Source organism: Staphylococcus sp. 191 (assembly GCF_011174885.1).
GTDB lineage: Bacteria > Bacillota > Bacilli > Staphylococcales > Staphylococcaceae > Staphylococcus > Staphylococcus coagulans.
Genome location: NZ_PNRJ01000005.1, coordinates 1 through 19,592, shown reverse-complemented (window position 1 = coordinate 19,592; position 19,592 = coordinate 1). Strand labels below are relative to the sequence as shown.

19 protein-coding genes and 1 other RNA gene are annotated in these 19,592 nt (G+C 35.7%); 18 read left to right on the top strand and 2 right to left on the bottom strand.

All coding sequences use genetic code 11. The features are described from left to right. Positions 1-33: 33 nt before the first annotated feature. Positions 34-225, top strand: a non-coding RNA gene (ssrS, locus tag C1H58_RS05190) — 6S RNA. A gap of 80 nt (positions 226-305) precedes the next feature. After that, positions 306-1,073, top strand: a complete 768-nt coding sequence (locus tag C1H58_RS05185) for a tRNA threonylcarbamoyladenosine dehydratase (RefSeq protein ID WP_165545550.1) — start codon at positions 306-308, stop codon at positions 1,071-1,073. 288 nt (positions 1,074-1,361) lie between these two features. On the opposite strand, the gene C1H58_RS05180 is transcribed toward C1H58_RS05185, so the two are convergent. Continuing rightward, the gene (locus C1H58_RS05180; RefSeq protein WP_165545549.1) at positions 1,362-2,642 is read right to left on the bottom strand and encodes a replication-associated recombination protein A; all 1,281 of its coding nucleotides are present in this window, start codon (positions 2,640-2,642) and stop codon (positions 1,362-1,364) included. Positions 2,643-2,752: 110 nt separating this feature from the next. Between C1H58_RS05180 and cymR the strand changes: the two genes are divergently transcribed. From cymR to C1H58_RS05165, 3 genes are all read left to right on the top strand, one after another. Next, positions 2,753-3,172 (top strand): cysteine metabolism transcriptional regulator CymR, encoded by a 420-nt coding sequence (cymR, locus tag C1H58_RS05175; protein ID WP_165545548.1) that lies wholly within the window; start codon positions 2,753-2,755, stop codon positions 3,170-3,172. A gap of 41 nt (positions 3,173-3,213) precedes the next feature. After that, a complete protein-coding gene (locus C1H58_RS05170) occupies positions 3,214-4,044 on the top strand; it encodes an aldo/keto reductase (RefSeq protein WP_060829811.1) in 831 nt (276 codons plus the stop codon). A 66-nt stretch (positions 4,045-4,110) separates the two neighbouring features. Beyond that, a complete protein-coding gene (locus C1H58_RS05165) occupies positions 4,111-4,305 on the top strand; it encodes a CsbD family protein (RefSeq protein ID WP_016425257.1) in 195 nt (64 codons plus the stop codon). A 127-nt stretch (positions 4,306-4,432) separates the two neighbouring features. On the opposite strand, the gene C1H58_RS05160 is transcribed toward C1H58_RS05165, so the two are convergent. Further along, on the bottom strand, positions 4,433-5,443 hold the full coding sequence (locus C1H58_RS05160; protein WP_050330745.1) for an LLM class flavin-dependent oxidoreductase: 1,011 nt from the start codon (positions 5,441-5,443) through the stop codon (positions 4,433-4,435). A 207-nt stretch (positions 5,444-5,650) separates the two neighbouring features. Here C1H58_RS05160 and C1H58_RS05155 point away from each other — a divergent pair, with 207 nt between their 5' ends. The 13 genes from C1H58_RS05155 (at position 5,651) to greA (ending at position 19,379) form a co-directional block, all read left to right on the top strand. Next, positions 5,651-6,799 carry a cysteine desulfurase family protein gene (locus tag C1H58_RS05155; RefSeq protein ID WP_165545547.1) on the top strand — a complete coding sequence of 383 codons (1,149 nt, stop codon included), beginning with the start codon at positions 5,651-5,653 and terminating at the stop codon, positions 6,797-6,799. Then, a complete protein-coding gene (mnmA, locus tag C1H58_RS05150; RefSeq protein WP_165545546.1) occupies positions 6,796-7,908 on the top strand; it encodes a tRNA 2-thiouridine(34) synthase MnmA in 1,113 nt (370 codons plus the stop codon). Before C1H58_RS05155 ends, mnmA begins: the two co-directional genes overlap by 4 nt. 14 nt (positions 7,909-7,922) lie before the next feature. After that, on the top strand, positions 7,923-8,594 hold the full coding sequence (locus C1H58_RS05145; RefSeq protein WP_060829813.1) for a tetratricopeptide repeat protein: 672 nt from the start codon (positions 7,923-7,925) through the stop codon (positions 8,592-8,594). A gap of 2 nt (positions 8,595-8,596) precedes the next feature. After that, positions 8,597-10,990, top strand: a complete 2,394-nt coding sequence (recD2, locus tag C1H58_RS05140) for an SF1B family DNA helicase RecD2 (protein WP_103356381.1) — start codon at positions 8,597-8,599, stop codon at positions 10,988-10,990. A 243-nt stretch (positions 10,991-11,233) separates the two neighbouring features. Next, a complete protein-coding gene (alaS, locus tag C1H58_RS05135; protein ID WP_165545545.1) occupies positions 11,234-13,864 on the top strand; it encodes an alanine--tRNA ligase in 2,631 nt (876 codons plus the stop codon). 62 nt (positions 13,865-13,926) lie between these two features. Continuing rightward, complete coding sequence (locus tag C1H58_RS05130; protein WP_016425249.1) at positions 13,927-14,199, top strand: IreB family regulatory phosphoprotein; 273 nt, start codon at positions 13,927-13,929, stop codon at positions 14,197-14,199. After that, the gene (ruvX, locus tag C1H58_RS05125) at positions 14,192-14,620 is read left to right on the top strand and encodes a Holliday junction resolvase RuvX (RefSeq protein WP_050330751.1); all 429 of its coding nucleotides are present in this window, start codon (positions 14,192-14,194) and stop codon (positions 14,618-14,620) included. Before C1H58_RS05130 ends, ruvX begins: the two co-directional genes overlap by 8 nt. Positions 14,621-14,633: 13 nt before the next feature. Beyond that, positions 14,634-14,951: a DUF1292 domain-containing protein gene (locus C1H58_RS05120; RefSeq protein WP_050330752.1), complete on the top strand. Its 318-nt coding sequence runs from the start codon at positions 14,634-14,636 to the stop codon at positions 14,949-14,951. A 445-nt stretch (positions 14,952-15,396) separates the two neighbouring features. Then, positions 15,397-16,041: an O-methyltransferase gene (locus C1H58_RS05115; RefSeq protein WP_165545544.1), complete on the top strand. Its 645-nt coding sequence runs from the start codon at positions 15,397-15,399 to the stop codon at positions 16,039-16,041. Continuing rightward, the gene (locus tag C1H58_RS05110) at positions 16,034-16,963 is read left to right on the top strand and encodes a peptidase U32 family protein (protein ID WP_165545543.1); all 930 of its coding nucleotides are present in this window, start codon (positions 16,034-16,036) and stop codon (positions 16,961-16,963) included. Before C1H58_RS05115 ends, C1H58_RS05110 begins: the two co-directional genes overlap by 8 nt. Positions 16,964-16,982: 19 nt before the next feature. Beyond that, complete coding sequence (locus C1H58_RS05105; protein ID WP_165545542.1) at positions 16,983-18,251, top strand: peptidase U32 family protein; 1,269 nt, start codon at positions 16,983-16,985, stop codon at positions 18,249-18,251. Between the two features lie 3 nt (positions 18,252-18,254). Then, complete coding sequence (gene udk / locus C1H58_RS05100; RefSeq protein ID WP_060829818.1) at positions 18,255-18,878, top strand: uridine kinase; 624 nt, start codon at positions 18,255-18,257, stop codon at positions 18,876-18,878. A gap of 24 nt (positions 18,879-18,902) precedes the next feature. After that, entirely contained in the window at positions 18,903-19,379 is a 477-nt protein-coding gene (gene greA / locus C1H58_RS05095) for a transcription elongation factor GreA (RefSeq protein ID WP_016425242.1), read from the top strand. Positions 19,380-19,592 lie beyond the last annotated feature (213 nt).

Genomic DNA, 19,592 nt, shown 5'->3' with positions numbered 1-19,592 from the left:
TCACTGATTTGTGATATGATGAATTCATAAGATAGTCGTCTGCAATGTTCGTAAGTTCGCTTTTTGTATTTTGACCTAACACTCTTTGATCAGGGAGCCCAATGGGTTTTCTTGCAGCGCACACGCCTCTCAAGGAGGACTTGCAAAACAAGAAACAGGGCACCCACCTGTATATAGCAGGCCAAAATGATCAAGCATTTTCAACTACGGCATGACGGATTCTATCGGTACGCAAGACACTTTGTCTTGCGTATTTTTTATGCTTTCACATATAAATGTATAACTTAGCTATGAAGGAGATTAATATGAAACATCAATTTTCTCGTAATGAACTTGCAATCGGCCAAGAAGGATTGGACAAGTTGAAACAATCGACAGTAGCTGTATTAGGTGTTGGTGGTGTAGGCTCTTTTGCAGCAGAGGCATTGGCACGTACGAACATTGGTCACATTATTTTAATTGATAAAGATGATGTTGATATTACAAATGTGAATCGTCAAATACATGCACTGACAACAACAATTGGAAAAAGTAAAGTTGCTTTGATGGAAGAGCGCATTAAACTGATCAATCCTGACTGTAAAGTCACACCACTACATATGTTCTATACTGAAGAAACGTATGAACAATTATTTAATGACTATGATATTGATTATATTGTTGATGCAAGTGATACGATTATTTATAAAGTTCATCTTATGGAACAATGTCTTAAGAGAGGTATTAAAATTATCTCAAGCATGGGTGCTGCCAATAAAACAGATCCTACACAATTTGAAATTGCTGATATTTCAAAAACACATACAGATCCAATCGCTCGAGTAATAAGAAATAAATTAAAACAAAAAGGCATTAAACAGGGCATCCCAGTAGTTTTCTCAGGTGAAAGTCCTATCGTGATTCGTGAAGATGTCAAAGCAGTGGTAGGCGATGCTCAAGGCAAAAATAGAAAAGCACAAATGCCACCATCTTCTAATGCATATGTACCAAGTGTCGTCGGTTTAATATGTGCAAGTTATGTTTGTAACGATATACTTAAATCTATTCCATTACAACGTATTAAAGACCGTTAAGTATAGAAATTGCACACTGAAGAAGTTAATTATATCAATTTTTTAAGTGTCATAGATAGTGATTGATGACGAGACGACTGAGGGAATAGGACGAATCGAAGTTTACTGGCTGAGGCTACCTTCTCGGAAATAGAAGTCAGACTATACAAAGTTTTATCATAATAAAGAAGCGCTAAGATGAATTATTAATAGAAAATCATCTTAGCGCTATTTATTTAGGGATTAATATCCTAGGTGCTTTACAAATATAGTTTATGAATTAATAGTGACTAATAACACGTGAGCATTTTACTTTTGATGAAGTTGATTCTGTTGCTTTTTAATATTGTCATAAATTTGTTTGAAATGGTGTTCTGTTTTAGAAGTGTCTTTTGGCTCGTAGTATTCCCGTTTTGCTAATGAATCAGGCAAGTATTGTTGGGCGACAAAACCATTAGAGAAATCATGAGGATATTGATAACCTATCGCGCGTCCAAGAGATTTCGCGCCTTCATAGTGACCGTCTCTTAAATAATCAGGAATTTGTCCAACATGACCTTTACGGATATCACTAAGTGCAGCATCAATAGATTTAATAGCAGAATTAGATTTTGGTGATAGGCAAAGTTCGATAACCGCTTGACTCAATGGAATTCTTGCTTCGGGAAAGCCAAGTCGTTCAGCCGCTTCGATGGCTGCGAGTGTGCGTTGTCCCGCACCAGGAGATGCTAAACCTATATCTTCATAACTAATCACTAGTAAACGTCTAGCAATCGTTGGTAAATCTCCAGCTTGAATTAAACGTGCTAAATAATGTAATGCCGCATTGACATCACTTCCGCGTATCGACTTTTGAAAGGCACTCATCACGTCATAATGCATATCACCATCCTTATCACTCAGAAAAGCCCCACGTTGGAGACAATCTTCAGCATCTTGAATTGTGATATGTGGAGGTTTCTCACTAGAACTTAGTACGGCAAGCTCTAAAGCATTTAAAGCGCTACGTACATCACCTTGGCTCTGAGTAGCAAAATATTCAAAAGCATCGTCATCCACCTCAGGCTTATAGCTAAGTAATCCTCTCTCCTCATCTTCTAGCGCATGTGTCAACGCTACTTTGATATAGTCTTTATCAAGAGGATATAATTCAAAAATTTGTGCACGTGAGCGAATCGCAGGATTAATTGCGTGGTAGGGATTAGAAGTTGTTGCGCCTATTAATACAATTTTTCCATTTTCTAAGTGCGGTAATAAAAAATCTTGCTTCGCTTTATCCAATCTATGGATTTCATCCAATAACAAAATGACTTGTCCGGACATTTTTGCTTCTTCAACGATCATTTGCATATCTTTTTTAGTATTAGTCACAGCATTCAGTTGTCTAAATTTAAATGCGGTACTTCCCGCAATAGCTTGAGCAATACTCGTTTTTCCTATGCCAGGAGGACCATAAAAAATCATAGAAGACAGTCTTTTTGCATTCACCATGCGTCGAATAATCCCTTTATCGCCAACGAGATGCTTTTGTCCTATCACTTCATCTATATTTCTAGGTCTCATTCTCGAAGCTAACGGTTCGGTTAACATCTTTATCCCTCCGTTAAGATTTGTTTTGTACTCTGATTGCATTGGTATTATAATAATATAAATAATGATAAAATCAAACTAAATCGGATTATATAAGGTGAGGTAAAAATATGAAAATATCGACTAAAGGAAGATATGGTTTAACATTAATGATTGCCTTAGCAAAACGTCAAGGGACTGGGTGTGTGTCGCTTAAAACAATTGCTGAAGAAAATCATTTGAGTGATTTATATTTAGAACAACTTGTAGGCCCTTTGCGTAATGCAGGCTTAATTAGAAGCGTTAGAGGTGCAAAAGGGGGCTATGAGTTAAAAATGCCCGCAAATGAAATTACAGCGGGGGATATCATTCGTTTATTAGAAGGGCCACTGACTATTGTTGAACGATTGGAATCAGAACCACCTGCCCAGCAACAACTGTGGTTACGAATGAGAAATGCTGTTAAAGAGGTCCTTGATCAAACAACGTTACAATCTTTAGCAGATGATAAAGATAGAGACGAACTCGAAGGCTATATGTTCTATATTTAAAATACGATTTAATCGACGTTATTCTAAGGAGGCTACAAATTATGGAACAGTTTCAATTAAGAGACGGTAATTATATTGATCAATTGGGCTTTGGGACATATAAATTGAATGGCACTCAAGGTGCACATGCGATAACTGAAGCACTCAAGTTAGGATATCGTGTATTAGACACAGCATATAACTATGAAAATGAGGGTGCCGTCGGTAAAGCAATACAAAATAGTCAAGTAGGTAGAGATCAAATTTATGTGACTTCGAAATTACCAGGCCGTTATCAAAAAGAGGCAGATGTTTATGAAACCATTCAAGAGTCACTTTATCGCCTTCATTTAGATTACATTGATTTGTATTTAATTCATTGGCCAAATCCAAAGCAAGGCTTATTCGTTGAGGCTTGGAATGCAATGATTGCAGCACAAAAAGCAGGTTTAATACGTCAAATTGGTGTGTGTAATTTTTTGCCGGAGCATATAGAACAGCTTGAAAAAGAAACAGGTGTAATGCCTGTCGTCAACCAAATTGAGTTACATCCTTACTTTAACCAAAAAGAGATGATTCAATTTCATCAGCAAAAAGGGATTTTGACTCAAGCTTGGAGTCCTTTAGGCCGGGATAACGGCGTTATGGAAGAAACGATTTTACGACAACTAGCCGAAAAATATGATAAAACACCAGCGCAAATTATTTTAAAATGGCATATTCAAAATGGTGTAATGCCAATACCAAAAGCGACATCATCTCAACGTCAGAAAGAAAACTTAAATGTGTTTAATTTCTATATTACAGATGAAGACATCCAATTAATTAATCAATTAACTAAAAAAGATGGAAGACGAAAAGGACAACATCCAGCTGTTTACGAAGAATTTTAATGACGATGTTTAAATTCCATGATTTGTGGAATAAATAGAGTAGTTATTAATAAAGGAGGCCTTTAAATGTCAAATAGTGAAAATAAATTTGAACAAGCAAAAGGTAACGTTAAAGAAACAGTAGGAAATGTAACAGATAATAAGTCGCTTGAAAATGAAGGTAAAGGTGACAAAGCTTCAGGTAAAGCTAAAGAAGCCATTGATAACGTTAAAGAAAAAGCTAAAGACGCTTTAAACAAGTTTACTGGCGACGATAAATAAGAATCTAATTAAACATTTTCATATAAATAAGCTTCCAAGGGAAACCTCGGAAGCTTATTTTTTTGTGAAATATTAGATAGACGTTTCTATTCAATATCTAGAAAATGATACAAATTGCAGTTGAATCTTATTGTTGATTTCTTTCATCCATTACTTCTTTAAAATACTGATATGAACGGTGTTGTAGTTTTGTATCATAAATATAACTAACTGCCATAATCTCATCAATTTCTCCATACTGTTCAATAAAGGCATCTAATTGCTGATTAACTGAAGCTTTATCTCCAATAATGGAATCTTGTAAACGTGCTTTTGCAAGAGCGACTTCACGAGGTGATAAAACATCACCCAAATCATCTATTGGTGGTTGCATTTTACGCATACGTCCATTTAAAATGCTTGCAAAAACTTGCGCTTGTGTTGTAGCTAAATATTGTGATTCTTCAAAAGTATCGGCAACTATGACATTTAAAGCAACAATAATGTAAGGTTCTTTTAAATAGGCTGAAGGTTGGAAGAGTTCTTTGTATATTGCAAGAGCTTCTTTCATTTGTTGTGGTGCAAAATGCCCAGCGAAAACATAAGGTAACCCCTCTCGAGCAGCTACATGTGCTGAATCGGTAGATGATCCTAAAATATACAGCGGCACATTTTTATTAACAGCGGGAATCGCTTTAACGTATCCTTGATTGGAATCGGGTCCAAAATATTTCAATAATTGTTGAACTTCTTCAGGAAATTTATACACACCATCATGTTGATCTCTTCTTAAGGCACTAGCTGTTGCCATATCCGTTCCTGGTGCTCGTCCTAAACCAAGATCGACACGGTCTCCATATATCGTTTTTAGTGTTCCAAATTGTTCGGCAACAATTAATGGCGCATGATTAGGCAACATAATACCACCTGAACCGATTCTCATGTGCGTTGTTTGGCTTAATGCATGCTGAATAAGTATCGCGGTTGCTGAACTGACTAAATTTGGAGCATTGTGATGTTCTGCAATCCACAAACGTTCATATTCTTGTTGCTCAAGATGCTTAGCAAGATCGACCATTTGCTCAATTGCATCTATATCAGAACTGCCTTCACGTATAGGAACAAGATTTAAGGCAGAGTATTTCATTTGTTTTGTCATATCCAAAACACTCCTTTTCAGAATAGAGTATAACATTTTCTAAATAGTGAACTCATGAAAACTGCTTAATGCTATCGTTGAACTCTCTTGTTTTAAAGATTACAATGAAGATAAAACAACGTGAAATCAGTAAAACGACGTACTAGAATTTTTATATCGCAAATGCTAAAATAGGAACATTGATTATGAGAAAGGATTGACGTGATTATGGGCGTATATGCAGATTATGCTGCAACAACACCTGTTAAACCAGAAGTTGTTGATAAAATGATGACCGTCTACCAAACGCATTTTGGTAACCCTTCATCTATTCATTCACAAGGACGTGATGCGAGAAGCTTGCTTGATGTATCTCGACGTACAGTAGCAAACTATTTGAATGCACAACCCAATGAAGTTGTATTTACGAGTGGTGCAACTGAATCCAATAACACAATCATCAAAGGAATCGCATACGCAAATCAATATAAGGGTAAACATCTGATTACAACAAAAATCGAGCATCATTCTGTGTTGAACGTTTTTGAGTACTTAGAACAACAAGGATTCGAAGTTACTTATTTAGATGTAACGCCTGAGGGCCTAGTTGATATCGAGCAATTGCATAAAAGTTTGCGAGAGGACACGACGCTTGTGTCGATTATGTTTGTTAATAATGAAGTTGGCACAGTTCAACACGTATATGATATTCAGCAAGTGCTGGCGCCTTATCAAGCGTATTTTCATATGGATGCTGTACAAGCTGTAGGGCATTTGCCGATTGATGTAGAAGATTTAAAGGTAGACGCGCTCAGTATGACTGCACATAAATTTGGGGGACCCAAAGGCGTCGGTGTACTTTATATTAAAAATGGGACACGTGTTACTTTTTCTCAATTAGGCGGAGAGCAAGAAACAAAAAGGAGAGCTGGAACTGAAAACTTAGCACAAATCGTTGGGTTAGCAGAAGCGCTCAAAATTGCGGAATCATCACGTGATGATAACAATGTACATCTAGCACAATTACGTGAGCATTTACTTGTTGCGCTTCAAGATCGTGCTATCCCTTTTGAATACAATGGCTCTATGATTGACAGTACAAATCATATTATTAACTTATACTTTCCGTTTATAGATGTAGAAACGTTGCTTACTTTGCTAGATCTTGCTGGCGTTTATGTATCATCTGGTTCGGCATGTACCGCAGGATCCACTATACCCTCACATGTGCTGTTAGCAATGTTTGGGGAAAATAGTCCAAGAGTGAATCAATCCGTTCGCATTAGTATCAACGAACAATTGACTGCTAAAGATATGCAATTGATTGCAACTGAAATTCAAAAAATCTATTTAAAATTTAAGGAGGAAAATACGTGACAAATCAAAATACACGTGTAGTAGTGGGGATGTCAGGCGGTGTAGATAGTTCTGTGACAGCCCATTTACTCAAAGAGCAAGGTTACGATGTAATCGGTATTTTTATGAAAAACTGGGATGATACTGATGAGAATGGCGTATGTACTGCCACTGAAGATTATAATGATGTGATTGCTGTATGTAATCAAATTGGTATTCCTTATTATGCTGTCAATTTTGAAAAAGAATATTGGGACAAGGTGTTCACTTATTTCTTAGATGAATATAAAAAAGGTCGCACACCTAATCCTGATGTCATGTGTAATAAAGAAATCAAATTCAAAGCATTTTTAGAGCATGCATTAAAGCTAGGTGCTGATTATGTGGCAACAGGACACTATGCGCGCGTAAGAAGAAATGATGACGGTTCAGTAGAAATGCTTAGAGGTGTAGATAATAATAAAGACCAAACTTATTTCTTAAATCAATTGACAAATCACCAATTAGAAAAAGTCATGTTCCCAATTGGTGATATCGATAAGAAAAAAGTGAGAGAAATTGCTTTAGAACAAGATTTGGCAACTGCTAAGAAAAAAGACTCTACAGGCATTTGCTTCATTGGTGAACGTAATTTTAAAACGTTCTTATCTCAATATTTACCGGCACAACCTGGTGAAATGCAAACTTTAACAGGCGAGAAAAAAGGGCAACACACGGGTTTAATGTACTATACAATTGGTCAAAGACACGGACTTGGTATTGGCGGAGACGGTGAGCCTTGGTTTGTAGTAGGTAAAAACTTAGAACAAAATATTTTATATGTTGAACAAGGATTCCACCATGATGCTTTATATAGCGATTATTTAATTGCTTCAGATGTATCCTTTGTAAATCAAGTTGATCTGTCAGTTCCACTTAAATGTACAGCAAAATTTAGATACCGACAACAAGACATTGGCGTGACCGTTACAGCGCACTCAGAAGATGCTATCAAAGTCACATTTGACACTCCTGTTCGTGCCATCACACCTGGCCAAGCCGTTGTTCTCTATGATGGGGAAGTTTGCTTAGGTGGTGCAACGATTGACGATGTATACAAAAATGAAAGACAGCTTGATTACGTTGTATAAGAAAAGGTGAAATTATGGATCAAGAAAAAATTCATCAATTAATAAAAGAAGGCAAATATGAAGACGCGTTACAAGCGAGCTTTGATAATATTGAAGCGCATCCAGAAGAAGTAGAAAACTATATCAATTCAGGGATACTACTTGCTGAAGCGGGTGAAGTCGAAAAAGCAGAACGGTTTTTCCAGAAGGCCATTACGATTAATCCGAATCATGGTGTGATTTACTATAATCTAGCTAATGTATATTTTAATGAAGCGCGATATCAAGAAGCCATTAAATTATATCAACAAGCCATGTCGAATGAATTAAATAATAAAGACACCAATTATATGCTTGGTCGTTCTTTTATTGAATTAGATGCGAAAAAACAAGCATTACCATATTTAATGCGTGCTGCTGAATTAGATACTGAATTTGAAGATATAGAGGTACAATTTCAATTTGCATTATTAATGTGTGATTTAGAAATGTTTGAGCAAGCTGTGCCAGTTCTGAATCAAATTTTAGAAAAAGACAATCGTCATGCAGATGCGCAATATAATCTTACGTTAGCATTATTTATGCTAAATGGTAATGTTGAAGCGGCAATTCAAGGTTTTGAACGTGCAATTACAATGGATGAAAATCATTTGTTAAGTCATCATGCAATTAAAACGTTTCGTTCTATACAAGATAAGGAGGACTAATGATGGATAATCCAACACTGTTTGATCAAACCTATGTAAAAGGAACAGTTGAAATGATATTGTTCCAAAATAACGAAAACTACTATACAGTGCTGAAAGTCGATGTACAAGAATCAAATGGCGACTTCGATGACATGGTCACAGTCGTTGGATATTTTCCTAATATGGTCGAAGATGAAACGTATCTGTTTAAAGGAAGCGTTGTCCAACATCCAAAGTATGGTAAACAGTTAAAAGCCGAAACTTTCCAGAAAGAAATTCCCCAAACTAAAGATGCAGTAATTGCATATTTATCAAGCGACTTATTCAAAGGTATTGGTAAAAAAACAGCAGAACTGATTGTCGAAACAATTGGAGAAAATGCGATTAATGAAATATTGAAAGATAATCAAGTCATTGAAAAGGTGCCAAAACTTTCTAAAAAGAAGCAAGAACAAATTGTGCAGCAAATTATCTCCAATCAAGAAAGTGAACAAGTGATGATACGCCTCAATGAATTAGGATTTGGTTCAAAATTAGCGATGGATATTTATAAATTTTATCAACATGAAACGCTCAATGTACTAGATCAAAATCCCTATCAATTGGTTTACGATATTAAGGGGGTTGGTTTTCAAAAAGCGGACCAACTTGCACAACAGTTAGGTATTCATCCGAATCATCCTGATCGTCTAAAAGCAGGACTATTATTCTTGGTTGAAGAAACTTGTATTAAACAAGGCCATACGTACTTACCACAAGAGGCACTTATCAATGAGACCATACAACTTCTTTCTAAAAATGAGGGTGAAGACGTTCGTTATGAAGCCATTGAAGACATCATGGCGCAATTGACCGAAGAAAAAAAGTTAATAGAAGTTGATCACATGATTGCCATACCAAGTCTGTATTATTCTGAAATTAAAAGTACACAAAATTTATTCAGAGTTTATAGTCATAATGAAGCACTGACGCAATTTGAACGTTCGGATATTCAACTGCATATTGGTGAAATAGAAGAGATGAATGAAGTCCATTACGCTGCCTCTCAAAAAGAAGCGTTAGAATGCGCAATCAATCATAAAGTTATGTTATTAACAGGCGGTCCAGGAACAGGAAAAACAACGGTTATTAAAGGTATTGTTCAACTTTATTCAGAGATTCATGGTGTGTCCCTTGATTATGATGATTACCATAATAACGACTATCCTATTGTTTTAGCAGCGCCAACAGGTCGTGCGTCGAAACGATTACATGAATCAACGGGCTTAGAAGCCATGACGATACATCGTTTAATAGGATGGAATCAAGAAACGAAGCCTGATGATATTTTGGATAATGAAATTAATGCTAAACTGATTATTATAGATGAGATGTCTATGGTGGATACTTGGTTATTCCATCAATTTATGGCTGCCGTGCCGTTAGACGCACAAATCATTTTTGTTGGTGATGAAGACCAGTTACCATCCGTTGGTCCGGGGCAAATTTTTAAAGACCTCATCGATTCAAATGTGCTACCTAGAATTAACTTAACTGAAGTATACCGACAACAAGAGGGATCGAGTATTATAGAACTTGCCCACAAAATGAAACTAGGTGAGCCTGTTGATATTACACAGCGTTTCCATGACCGTTCTTTTATACCCTGTAGCACCGAACAGATACCTGATGTCGTTGAAAAGGTTGTAAATAATGCAGTCCAAAAAGGATATACGATGGCTGATATTCAAGTTTTAGCACCTATGTATAGAGGGAATGCTGGTATTAAAAGATTAAATCAAATATTACAATCTATTCTTAATCCAGTTCAAGATAAGTCTAAAAGAGAAATTGAATTTGGTGATGTGATTTATCGTAAAGGCGATAAAGTATTACAACTTATCAATAGACCGAATGACAATATTTTTAATGGTGATATTGGTATTATTGTCGGCATATTTTGGGCGAAAGAAAATGCCCTTAACAAAGATGTCGTTGTAGTAGATTATGATGGTAATGAAATCACATATATGAAATCTGATTTAACGGAACTCACACATGCTTATTGTACCTCTATTCATAAAGCACAAGGTTCAGAATTTCCAATTGTGCTTATGCCGATTGTCAAGCAGTATTATCGAATGCTTCAAAAGCCGATTCTTTATACGGGGCTGACACGCGCTAAACAATCTCTTGTGTTTTTAGGCGATTCAGAAGCCTTCAATATGGGGCTAGCTACAGAGGGTAAGGCACGTTTAACACAATTATATTCGTTTTTAACACAATATTTTAACAATGAAACCGATGAAAATAATCAAGGCGATCAAGATGACTTACCAATAGAATTAACCGAAGCAACCATGTTTAAAATCAATCCTATGATTAATATGGGCGAAGTCACACCATACGATTTTCTTGAAATTGACAAAGCTTAATTCTTTTTTATATAATCATATTAAGTTCACATGCATAGCCGAGTAGGTGTTAATTGATTTTTAAAGAGACGTACTGTTGCTGGAAAAGTACGAGTCGTTACATCGAACGCTACTATGTATCATTAATAATAAAAACAAAGAGTGATAGTATGGATTCATACTGTAACTAGGGTGGTACCGCGAACATTCGTCCCTTTCTGCGACGAATGTTTTTTTGTATTTATGAAATGAGGAGTTGTAAAGATGAAAAACTTAAAAGCTAGTGATATTAGACAAATGTATATTGATTTCTTTGTGGAAAAAGGGCATATGGTTGAACCATCAGCTCCCCTTGTACCCATTGATGATGATTCTCTGTTATGGATTAATTCAGGGGTAGCCACTTTGAAAAAATATTTTGATGGCCGTGAAATACCCAAAAAGCCACGTATCGTTAATGCACAAAAATCTATTCGTACAAACGATATCGAAAATGTAGGTTTTACAGCCCGTCACCATACATTTTTTGAAATGCTTGGAAACTTTTCAATTGGGGATTATTTTAAAAAAGAAGCGATTGCGTTTGCTTGGGAGTTTTTAACGAGTCCGAAATGGATGGCAATGGAACCTGAAAAACTTTATGTGACAATTCATCCTGAAGATACGGAAGCATATGATTTTTGGTCTAATCTTATAGGTTTATCGGAAGATCGCATTATCCGAATTGAAGGGAATTTCTGGGATATTGGGGAAGGGCCATCTGGACCTAATACTGAAATATTTTATGACCGTGGAGAGGCATATGGACAAGATGATCCAGCTGAAGAAATGTACCCTGGTGGAGAAAACGAACGTTATTTAGAAGTATGGAATTTAGTATTCAGTGAGTATAATCACAATAAAGACCATACTTATACACCACTACCAAGTAAAAATATTGATACCGGCATGGGATTAGAGCGTATGGCATCGATTTCTCAAAATGTACGTACAAACTATGAAACAGACTTATTTATTCCAATCATTGCAGAAGTTGAAGCCGTTTCAGGAAAAAAATATCTCGTCAATGCGCAACACGATGTTGCATTCAAAGTGATTGCAGACCATATACGTACGATTGCTTTCGCTATTTCTGATGGTGCACTTCCAGCGAATGAAGGACGCGGTTATGTATTGCGCCGTTTATTACGTCGTGCTGTTCGCTTTAGTCAGTCATTAGACATCAATAAACCTTTTATGTATCAACTTGTCGACATTGTGGCAGAAATTATGGAACCTTATTATCCAAATGTTAAAGAAAAGGCAGATTTTATTGCGCGTGTCATTAAATCTGAAGAAGAGCGTTTTCATGAAACACTCGAAGAAGGTCTTTCTATACTTAATCAGTTCATTGAGACTGCGAAAGCATCAGATCGTATCATCAATGGTGAAGATGCTTTCAAATTATATGATACGTACGGTTTCCCAATCGAATTAACAGAGGAAATTACCGTAAACGAAGGCTTGCAAATTGATATGGATGCATTTGAATCTCATATGGATGCACAACGTGAACGTGCAAGAAAAGCGAGACAAAACAATCAATCAATGCAAGTTCAAAGTGAAGTCTTAAAAGCAATTAAAACGCCAAGTCAATTTTTAGGATATGAAACATTTGAAACAGACGCGGTGATTACCGATATCATTTTAGATGGTGCACGTGTAAGTTCTGCAGATACCGGTGAAACGATACATTTTATTCTAAATCAAACGCCGTTTTATGCTGTTAGTGGTGGACAAGTTGCTGATAAAGGTGTAATTACAAATGATCATTTCGAAATCGCTGTTACAGACGTGATTAAAGCACCTAATGGTCAACACTTACACACAGGTATTGTTCAATTTGGCGAAGTACAAGAAGCAGCAAATGTTACAGCTAAAGTGAACAGCCAAGCGAGAAAGGCGATTATGAAAAACCATAGTGCAACGCATTTACTACATGCTGCATTAAAAACTGTGTTAGGCGAACATGTCAATCAAGCAGGTTCGCTCGTGGACAGTGAGCGACTTCGCTTCGATTTTTCACATATTGCACCTATGACACAAGAAGAAATCGAACGTGTGGAACAACTCGTTAATGAGGAAATTTGGAATAGCATTAATGTAGATATTCAAGAAATGAATATTGAAGATGCAAAAGCTAAAGGCGCTATGGCACTATTTGGAGAAAAATACGGTGATGTTGTTCGTGTTGTTGATATGAGTCCATTCTCAATCGAACTTTGCGGTGGAACACATGTGAATAACACTTCTGAAATTGGTCTCTTTAAAATTACAAGTGAGTCCGGAACAGGTGCGGGTGTCAGACGTATTGAAGCCGTTACAGGACAAAAAGCATTCTTGTATTTAGAACAATACCTCGCGCGCTTTAATGAAATTAAAACTTTGGTCAAAGCAAAATCAGATGAACAAGTTTCAGAAAAAATTGAGCAATTGCAACATAATGAAAAAGATTTACAACGTACGATTGAAGAAAAAAATAAAGCACTCAACCAACTCAAAATGGGCGATATTAAGAGCCAAGTTGAGCAAATCAATGAATTCCCTGTACTGATTACAGAAGTTGAAGTTGATAATGCAAAAGCAATTCGAACAACAATGGATGATTTTAAATCCAAACTCCAAGATACGATTATCATTTTAGCAAGTGATGTTGGAGGTAAAGTATCATTGATTGCAACTGTGCCAAAACAATATACAAATCGCGTTAAAGCTGGCGACTTGATTAAACATCTTGCACCTGAAGTAGGTGGTAAAGGTGGCGGTCGTCCGGACATGGCTCAAGGCGGCGGTACACAACCTGAAAAGATAACAGAAGCATTACAATTTATTAAAAACTATATTAAATCCTTATAATGCAATTAGGTTTCATGTAAAATGGAAGTGTAATCTATTATGGTTTAAGGAGTGTTAAAACTATGGCAAATTTTGATAAAACAATGAAATTCAACTATGAAGATATTCCAAAAGAAAACGTCGAAACGGTTTTAAACAATGTCTATCATACCCTAGAAGAACGTGGTTACAACGCTGTCAATCAAATCGTAGGATACTTATTATCTGGAGATCCTGCATATATACCACGTCATAATGAAGCGAGAAATCAAATTAGACACATCGATCGTGATGATATTATGGAAGAGCTCGTCTCTTATTATTTACAAAACCATAATAAGAAAGACCATGCTTAAACATAAAATTATTGGGTTAGATGTAGGCAGTCGTACTGTCGGCATCGCAATTAGTGATCTAATGGGATGGACAGCACAAGGTTTAGATACACTCCAAATTAACGAAGAAGAAAATCAGCTCGGAATTGAAACCTTAATTGACATTATTAAAAAAGAAAATGTGGGTACTGTAGTCATTGGTTTACCAAAAAATATGAACAATACAATCGGATTTCGAGGAGAAGCATCATTAAAATATAAAGAAGCTTTAGCTGAACAAATGCCAGAGTTAGAAATTGTGATGTGGGATGAGCGATTAAGCACGATGGCAGCTGAACGCTCACTCCTTGAAGCTGATGTATCAAGACAAAAACGTAAAAAAGTTATTGATAAAATGGCGGCTGTATTCATTTTACAAGGCTATTTAGACAGAATTAATTAAGGAGAGCTAAAATATGACAAACGAAAACCATAATCAAGAAATAGAAATTAAAAATGATGAAACATTATTAACACTCTATGATGAAGAAGGTAATGAAGTTCTATATCGTAAAATGTTAGAATTTTACCACCCTGGATTTGAAAAAGAATACGTGATTCTAGCTGAAGAAGGCGCACAAGCGGATGATGATGACTTAATCGAGCTTGTACCGATGATTAATGAGCCTGATGATTCTGGTGAAGGTGGACGTTTCTTACCTGTAGAAACAGATGAAGAGTGGGACATGATTGAAGAAATTGTCAACACAAATATGGAAGATCCTGAAGTTTAGTCTCCAATATAAGTGAAGACGAGCTCAATTTTGATATATGAAAAGTAAATGCAAAACCCTTTAATTAATCAGATTAAGGGTTTTGCCCTTTTTTGTTATTGGAGTCGAATCAAGCACAGAACGTACATGAATAAAATATGAAATAAGAGCCACAGGCAAGGATTTTGCTGTTTACCTACAATTCAATTCTGTGATAAAATATGTAGAAGTGATTTTGATGTATTGAGCTGTCTGGCTTTATTATTTGTATGCGTTTTTCATATTATTTGTTAATCAAATCTTGATTAATATGTGAAAGAAACACACCAATAGCTCAATTATACTAAAGCATTAAATGTAGTTACTATACATTTATATATGACACCTGTGTTCAAAAAATCAGTCCAGTTAGACTGGTTTATTTTTTGATAAATTTTAGATTAATGTTAAAAGGAAGTTAACATAAATGGAAGATAACAACCAAAACTATCTTTTAAGTTTGCAATATTATGACAGTCCAATAGACGCATTACGTAGCATTGCTGAAAAGAACAAAGTACCTATTATCGATCAATTATCATTAGATTTGATTAAGCAATTGATTCGAATTCACAATTCTAAACAAATATTAGAAATAGGGAGTGCTATTGGCTATAGTGCTATGCAATTTGCTTCTGTTAATTCAGATATTCAAGTTACAACAATTGAGCGTAACGAAACCATGATACAAGAAGCAAAAGCAAACATTGAAAATTTAGGGTACCAGTCTCAAATTCAATTGATTGAAGCAGATGCCGCAGACGCATTGGAACTTGTAAATGATCGAATCTATGACATGATTTTTATAGATGCAGCGAAAGCGCAATCTCAACGATTTTTTGAGCTTTATAGTCCACTGCTTCGTGAAAAAGGTGTTATTATAACAGATAATGTTTTATATCATGGTTTTGTTGCCAATATTGATGTAGTAAAGAGTCGAAATGTTAAACAAATGGTTAAAAAAGTACAAAAATATAATGCATGGTTGAGTCAAAGAGAAGACTACTCAACCAACTTTCTTCACATGGATGATGGTTTAGCCATTTCAATAAAGGAGAGTAAAAATGACTGAATTATTAGTGACGCCGAAATCAATCGAACATATAAAGACACTTATTGAAAAAGGGGCAGACGCATTCGTAATTGGAGAAGAAAAATTTGGCTTGCGTCTTGCCGGTGAATTTAATCGTGATGCGATGCTTGAAGCAGTCAATATCATTCATGCGGCAGGGAAAAAAGCATATGCAGCTGTGAATGGCATTTTCCATAATTATCATATTCCTGCACTTGAAGATTATATTGAATTTTTGCATGAAATTAGAGTTGATCGTATTATTTTCGGTGATCCTGCTGTCGTGATGATTGTCAAACAGCAAGCCGAACCAATCCCTTTGAACTGGAATGCAGAAACATTGGTCACGAACCATTTTCAATGTAACTATTGGGGGAAAAGAGGCGCTAAAAGAGCCGTATTAGCAAGAGAATTGAGTCTTGAAGAAATCATCAATATTAAAGAAAATAGTGATGTTGAAATAGAAGTGCAGGTTCACGGGATGACATGTATGTTCCAATCTAAGCGTATGCTTTTAGGTAATTATTACACATTCCAAGAGAGACAAATGAAAATAGAGCGCCAAAATATCGCAGATGATGTGCAACTTCTACTTTACGATGAAGAGCGTGAGAATAAGTATCCTGTTTTTGAGGATTACAATGGTACACATATTATGTCACCGAACGATATTTGTTTAATCGAAGAATTAGAACCACTTTTTGAAGCAGGCATTGATAGTTTTAAAATTGATGGTGTGTTGCATGATGAAGCCTATATCAATACTGTGACGCAACAATATCGAGAAGCTATAGATTTATACAACGAAGATCCAGAAGCGTATGATGATGAAAAATTTATGCTTGTAGAGCCAATTGAGGAAATTCAGCCTGAGCACCGACCATTTGATGAAGGTTTTTATTACAAGCAAACAGTCTACTAATTTATGGGAGAGATTAAAGATGAAGGTACTTGAAGAAGTTAAATCAGGTTCAAAACCTAAATTAAAAAAACCTGAATTACTTGCTCCAGCTGGTAATCTAGAAAAATTAAAAATTGCAATTCACTATGGTGCAGATGCTGTTTTTATAGGTGGCCAAGAATATGGTTTGCGTTCAAATGCTGATAATTTTACGATCGATGAAATTCGTGAAGGTGTTGAATTTGCAAATCAATACGGGGCAAAAGTTTATATTACAACTAATATTATTGCTCATGACGAAAATATAGAAGGTCTTGAAGAATATTTACAACAACTTGAATCAACAGGTGCAACAGGTATCATTGTAGCCGATCCACTCATTATAGAAACATGTAAAAGTGTGGCACCAAAACTAGAAATCCATCTTTCAACACAACAATCATTAAGTAATTATAAAGCTGTTGAATACTGGAAAGAAGAGGGCTTAGATCGTGTCGTATTAGCCCGTGAGACAGGTGCAATGGAAATGAAAGAGATTAAGGATAAAGTTGATATTGAAATTGAAGCCTTTATTCATGGTGCTATGTGTATCGCTTATTCAGGTCGATGTACATTAAGCAATCACATGACTGCACGTGATTCCAATCGCGGTGGATGTTGTCAAAGTTGTCGTTGGGATTACGATTTGTTGACTGTCGATCAAGACGGTGAATTAGATGTTTATTATGATGAAAAAGGACAAGCAACACCTTTTGCAATGAGTCCAAGAGATTTAAAATTGATTGAATCGATCCCCAATATGATGGACTTAGGTATTGATTCATTAAAAATTGAAGGTAGAATGAAGTCGATTCATTATATAGCGACTGTTGTTTCTGTATATAGAAAAGTTATTGATGCTTACGCGGAAGATCCAGAGAATTTCAAAATAAAACCGGAATGGCTTTTTGAACTAGATAAGTGTGCTAACCGTGATACTGCACCAGCATTCTTTAAAGGAACACCGGGTTATGAAGAGCAAATGTTCGGTAATGAATCTTCTAAAAAAGCACCTTTTGATTTCGTTGGGCTAGTTCTTGATTATGATGAAAAAAGTCAAATTGCTACAATCCAACAACGAAATCACTTTAAGCCAGGTCAAGAAATTGAATTTTTCGGTCCGGAAATTCAAACTTTTTCACAAATTATAGATAAAATCTATGATGAAGAAGGTAATGAACTTGATGCTGCACGTCATCCATTACAAATTATACAAATTAAAGTAAACCAGCCAATTTATCCTAACAACATGATGAGAAAGGAAGTTTAAAGCATGGCAACAACGATAATCGGTATTGCTGGAGGATCAGGTTCAGGAAAAACTTCTGTGACAAACGAAATAATGAACAATTTAGAGGGCCACAGTGTTGCACTGATGGAACAAGATTACTATTATAAAGATCAGTCACATCTCACTTTTGACCAGCGATTACAAACAAATTATGATCATCCATTTGCATTTGATAATGATTTATTAATTCAAAATTTAAAAGCTTTACAGTCGGGACACAGTGTAGAAGTACCGACTTATGACTATACGAAGCATACACGTAGTGATAAAACAATTGCATTTCAACCTAAAGATGTTATTATCGTAGAAGGTATATTTGCGCTTGAAAACAAAGAACTACGTGATATGATGGATGTGAAAATTTTTGTCGACACGGATGCGGATTTGAGAATTTTACGTCGCTTAATTAGAGATACTGAAGAACGAGGACGTACGATGAATTCTGTAATCGAGCAATATCTCAATGTCGTGAGACCAATGCATAATCAGTTTATTGAGCCGACAAAAAAGTTTGCTGATATCATTATACCTGAAGGTGGTTCTAATAAAGTTGCGATTGATATCATGACAACGAAAATTCAAGCGCTCGTTCGTAAACAAGATTAAATACATGTAAAAGGAAGATGTAAAATGGAAAACCAAAAACAATATCCAATGACGCAAGAAGGATTTGAAAAGTTAGAACAAGAACTCGAAGAATTAAAAACGGTAAAACGTCCTGAAGTCGTTGAAAAAATCAAAGTTGCGCGTAGTTTTGGTGATTTATCTGAGAACTCTGAGTACGATGCAGCTAAAGACGAACAAGGTTTTATCGAACAAGATATTCAACGTATTGAGACAATGCTTCGTCATGCTTTGATTATTGAAGATACAGGCGATAACCATGCTGTACAAATTGGTAAAACTGTAACTTTTGTTGAACTTCCTGGGGATGAAGAAGAAAGCTACCAAATTGTAGGATCTGCGGAATCAGATGCATTTAATGGTAAAATTTCTAACGAATCTCCAATGGCACAAGCTTTAATTGGTAAGCAATTAAATGAAGAAGTACGCGTTCCTCTTCCAAATGGTGGAGAAATGAACGTTAAAATTATAGATATTAAATAAACTTAGATGAATGTAATAAGTAGGACATTGGCATCTAAGTTGCTCTTTTAGAATTTTGAAGTGAACCAATGTCCTCAATCTCACCTTAGTGATTTATTTACATAAATTTGGTTATATATTTTTAACGGTTGGTGAAATAGTCACTGACCGTTATTTTAATTTTTGATATTAAAAAAGCACAAATATCTCTATAATTGTAAGTGCCTAAACCAA

What these genes read in the sequence shown, in the direction of transcription:
- recD2 (WP_103356381.1), top strand. Translation starts at nt 8,597, where the DNA reads ATGGATAATCCAACACTGTTTGATCAAACCTATGTAAAAGGAACAGTT.
- C1H58_RS05130 (WP_016425249.1), top strand. Translation starts at nt 13,927, where the DNA reads ATGGCAAATTTTGATAAAACAATGAAATTCAACTATGAAGATATTCCA.
- cymR (WP_165545548.1), top strand. Translation starts at nt 2,753, where the DNA reads ATGAAAATATCGACTAAAGGAAGATATGGTTTAACATTAATGATTGCC.
- C1H58_RS05120 (WP_050330752.1), top strand. Translation starts at nt 14,634, where the DNA reads ATGACAAACGAAAACCATAATCAAGAAATAGAAATTAAAAATGATGAA.
- C1H58_RS05160 (WP_050330745.1), bottom strand. Translation starts at nt 5,443, where the DNA reads ATGACAAAACAAATGAAATACTCTGCCTTAAATCTTGTTCCTATACGT.
- udk (WP_060829818.1), top strand. Translation starts at nt 18,255, where the DNA reads ATGGCAACAACGATAATCGGTATTGCTGGAGGATCAGGTTCAGGAAAA.
- C1H58_RS05155 (WP_165545547.1), top strand. Translation starts at nt 5,651, where the DNA reads ATGGGCGTATATGCAGATTATGCTGCAACAACACCTGTTAAACCAGAA.
- alaS (WP_165545545.1), top strand. Translation starts at nt 11,234, where the DNA reads ATGAAAAACTTAAAAGCTAGTGATATTAGACAAATGTATATTGATTTC.
- C1H58_RS05185 (WP_165545550.1), top strand. Translation starts at nt 306, where the DNA reads ATGAAACATCAATTTTCTCGTAATGAACTTGCAATCGGCCAAGAAGGA.
- C1H58_RS05115 (WP_165545544.1), top strand. Translation starts at nt 15,397, where the DNA reads ATGGAAGATAACAACCAAAACTATCTTTTAAGTTTGCAATATTATGAC.
- C1H58_RS05145 (WP_060829813.1), top strand. Translation starts at nt 7,923, where the DNA reads ATGGATCAAGAAAAAATTCATCAATTAATAAAAGAAGGCAAATATGAA.
- C1H58_RS05180 (WP_165545549.1), bottom strand. Translation starts at nt 2,642, where the DNA reads ATGTTAACCGAACCGTTAGCTTCGAGAATGAGACCTAGAAATATAGAT.
- C1H58_RS05165 (WP_016425257.1), top strand. Translation starts at nt 4,111, where the DNA reads ATGTCAAATAGTGAAAATAAATTTGAACAAGCAAAAGGTAACGTTAAA.
- C1H58_RS05105 (WP_165545542.1), top strand. Translation starts at nt 16,983, where the DNA reads ATGAAGGTACTTGAAGAAGTTAAATCAGGTTCAAAACCTAAATTAAAA.
- C1H58_RS05170 (WP_060829811.1), top strand. Translation starts at nt 3,214, where the DNA reads ATGGAACAGTTTCAATTAAGAGACGGTAATTATATTGATCAATTGGGC.
- ruvX (WP_050330751.1), top strand. Translation starts at nt 14,192, where the DNA reads ATGCTTAAACATAAAATTATTGGGTTAGATGTAGGCAGTCGTACTGTC.
- C1H58_RS05110 (WP_165545543.1), top strand. Translation starts at nt 16,034, where the DNA reads ATGACTGAATTATTAGTGACGCCGAAATCAATCGAACATATAAAGACA.
- greA (WP_016425242.1), top strand. Translation starts at nt 18,903, where the DNA reads ATGGAAAACCAAAAACAATATCCAATGACGCAAGAAGGATTTGAAAAG.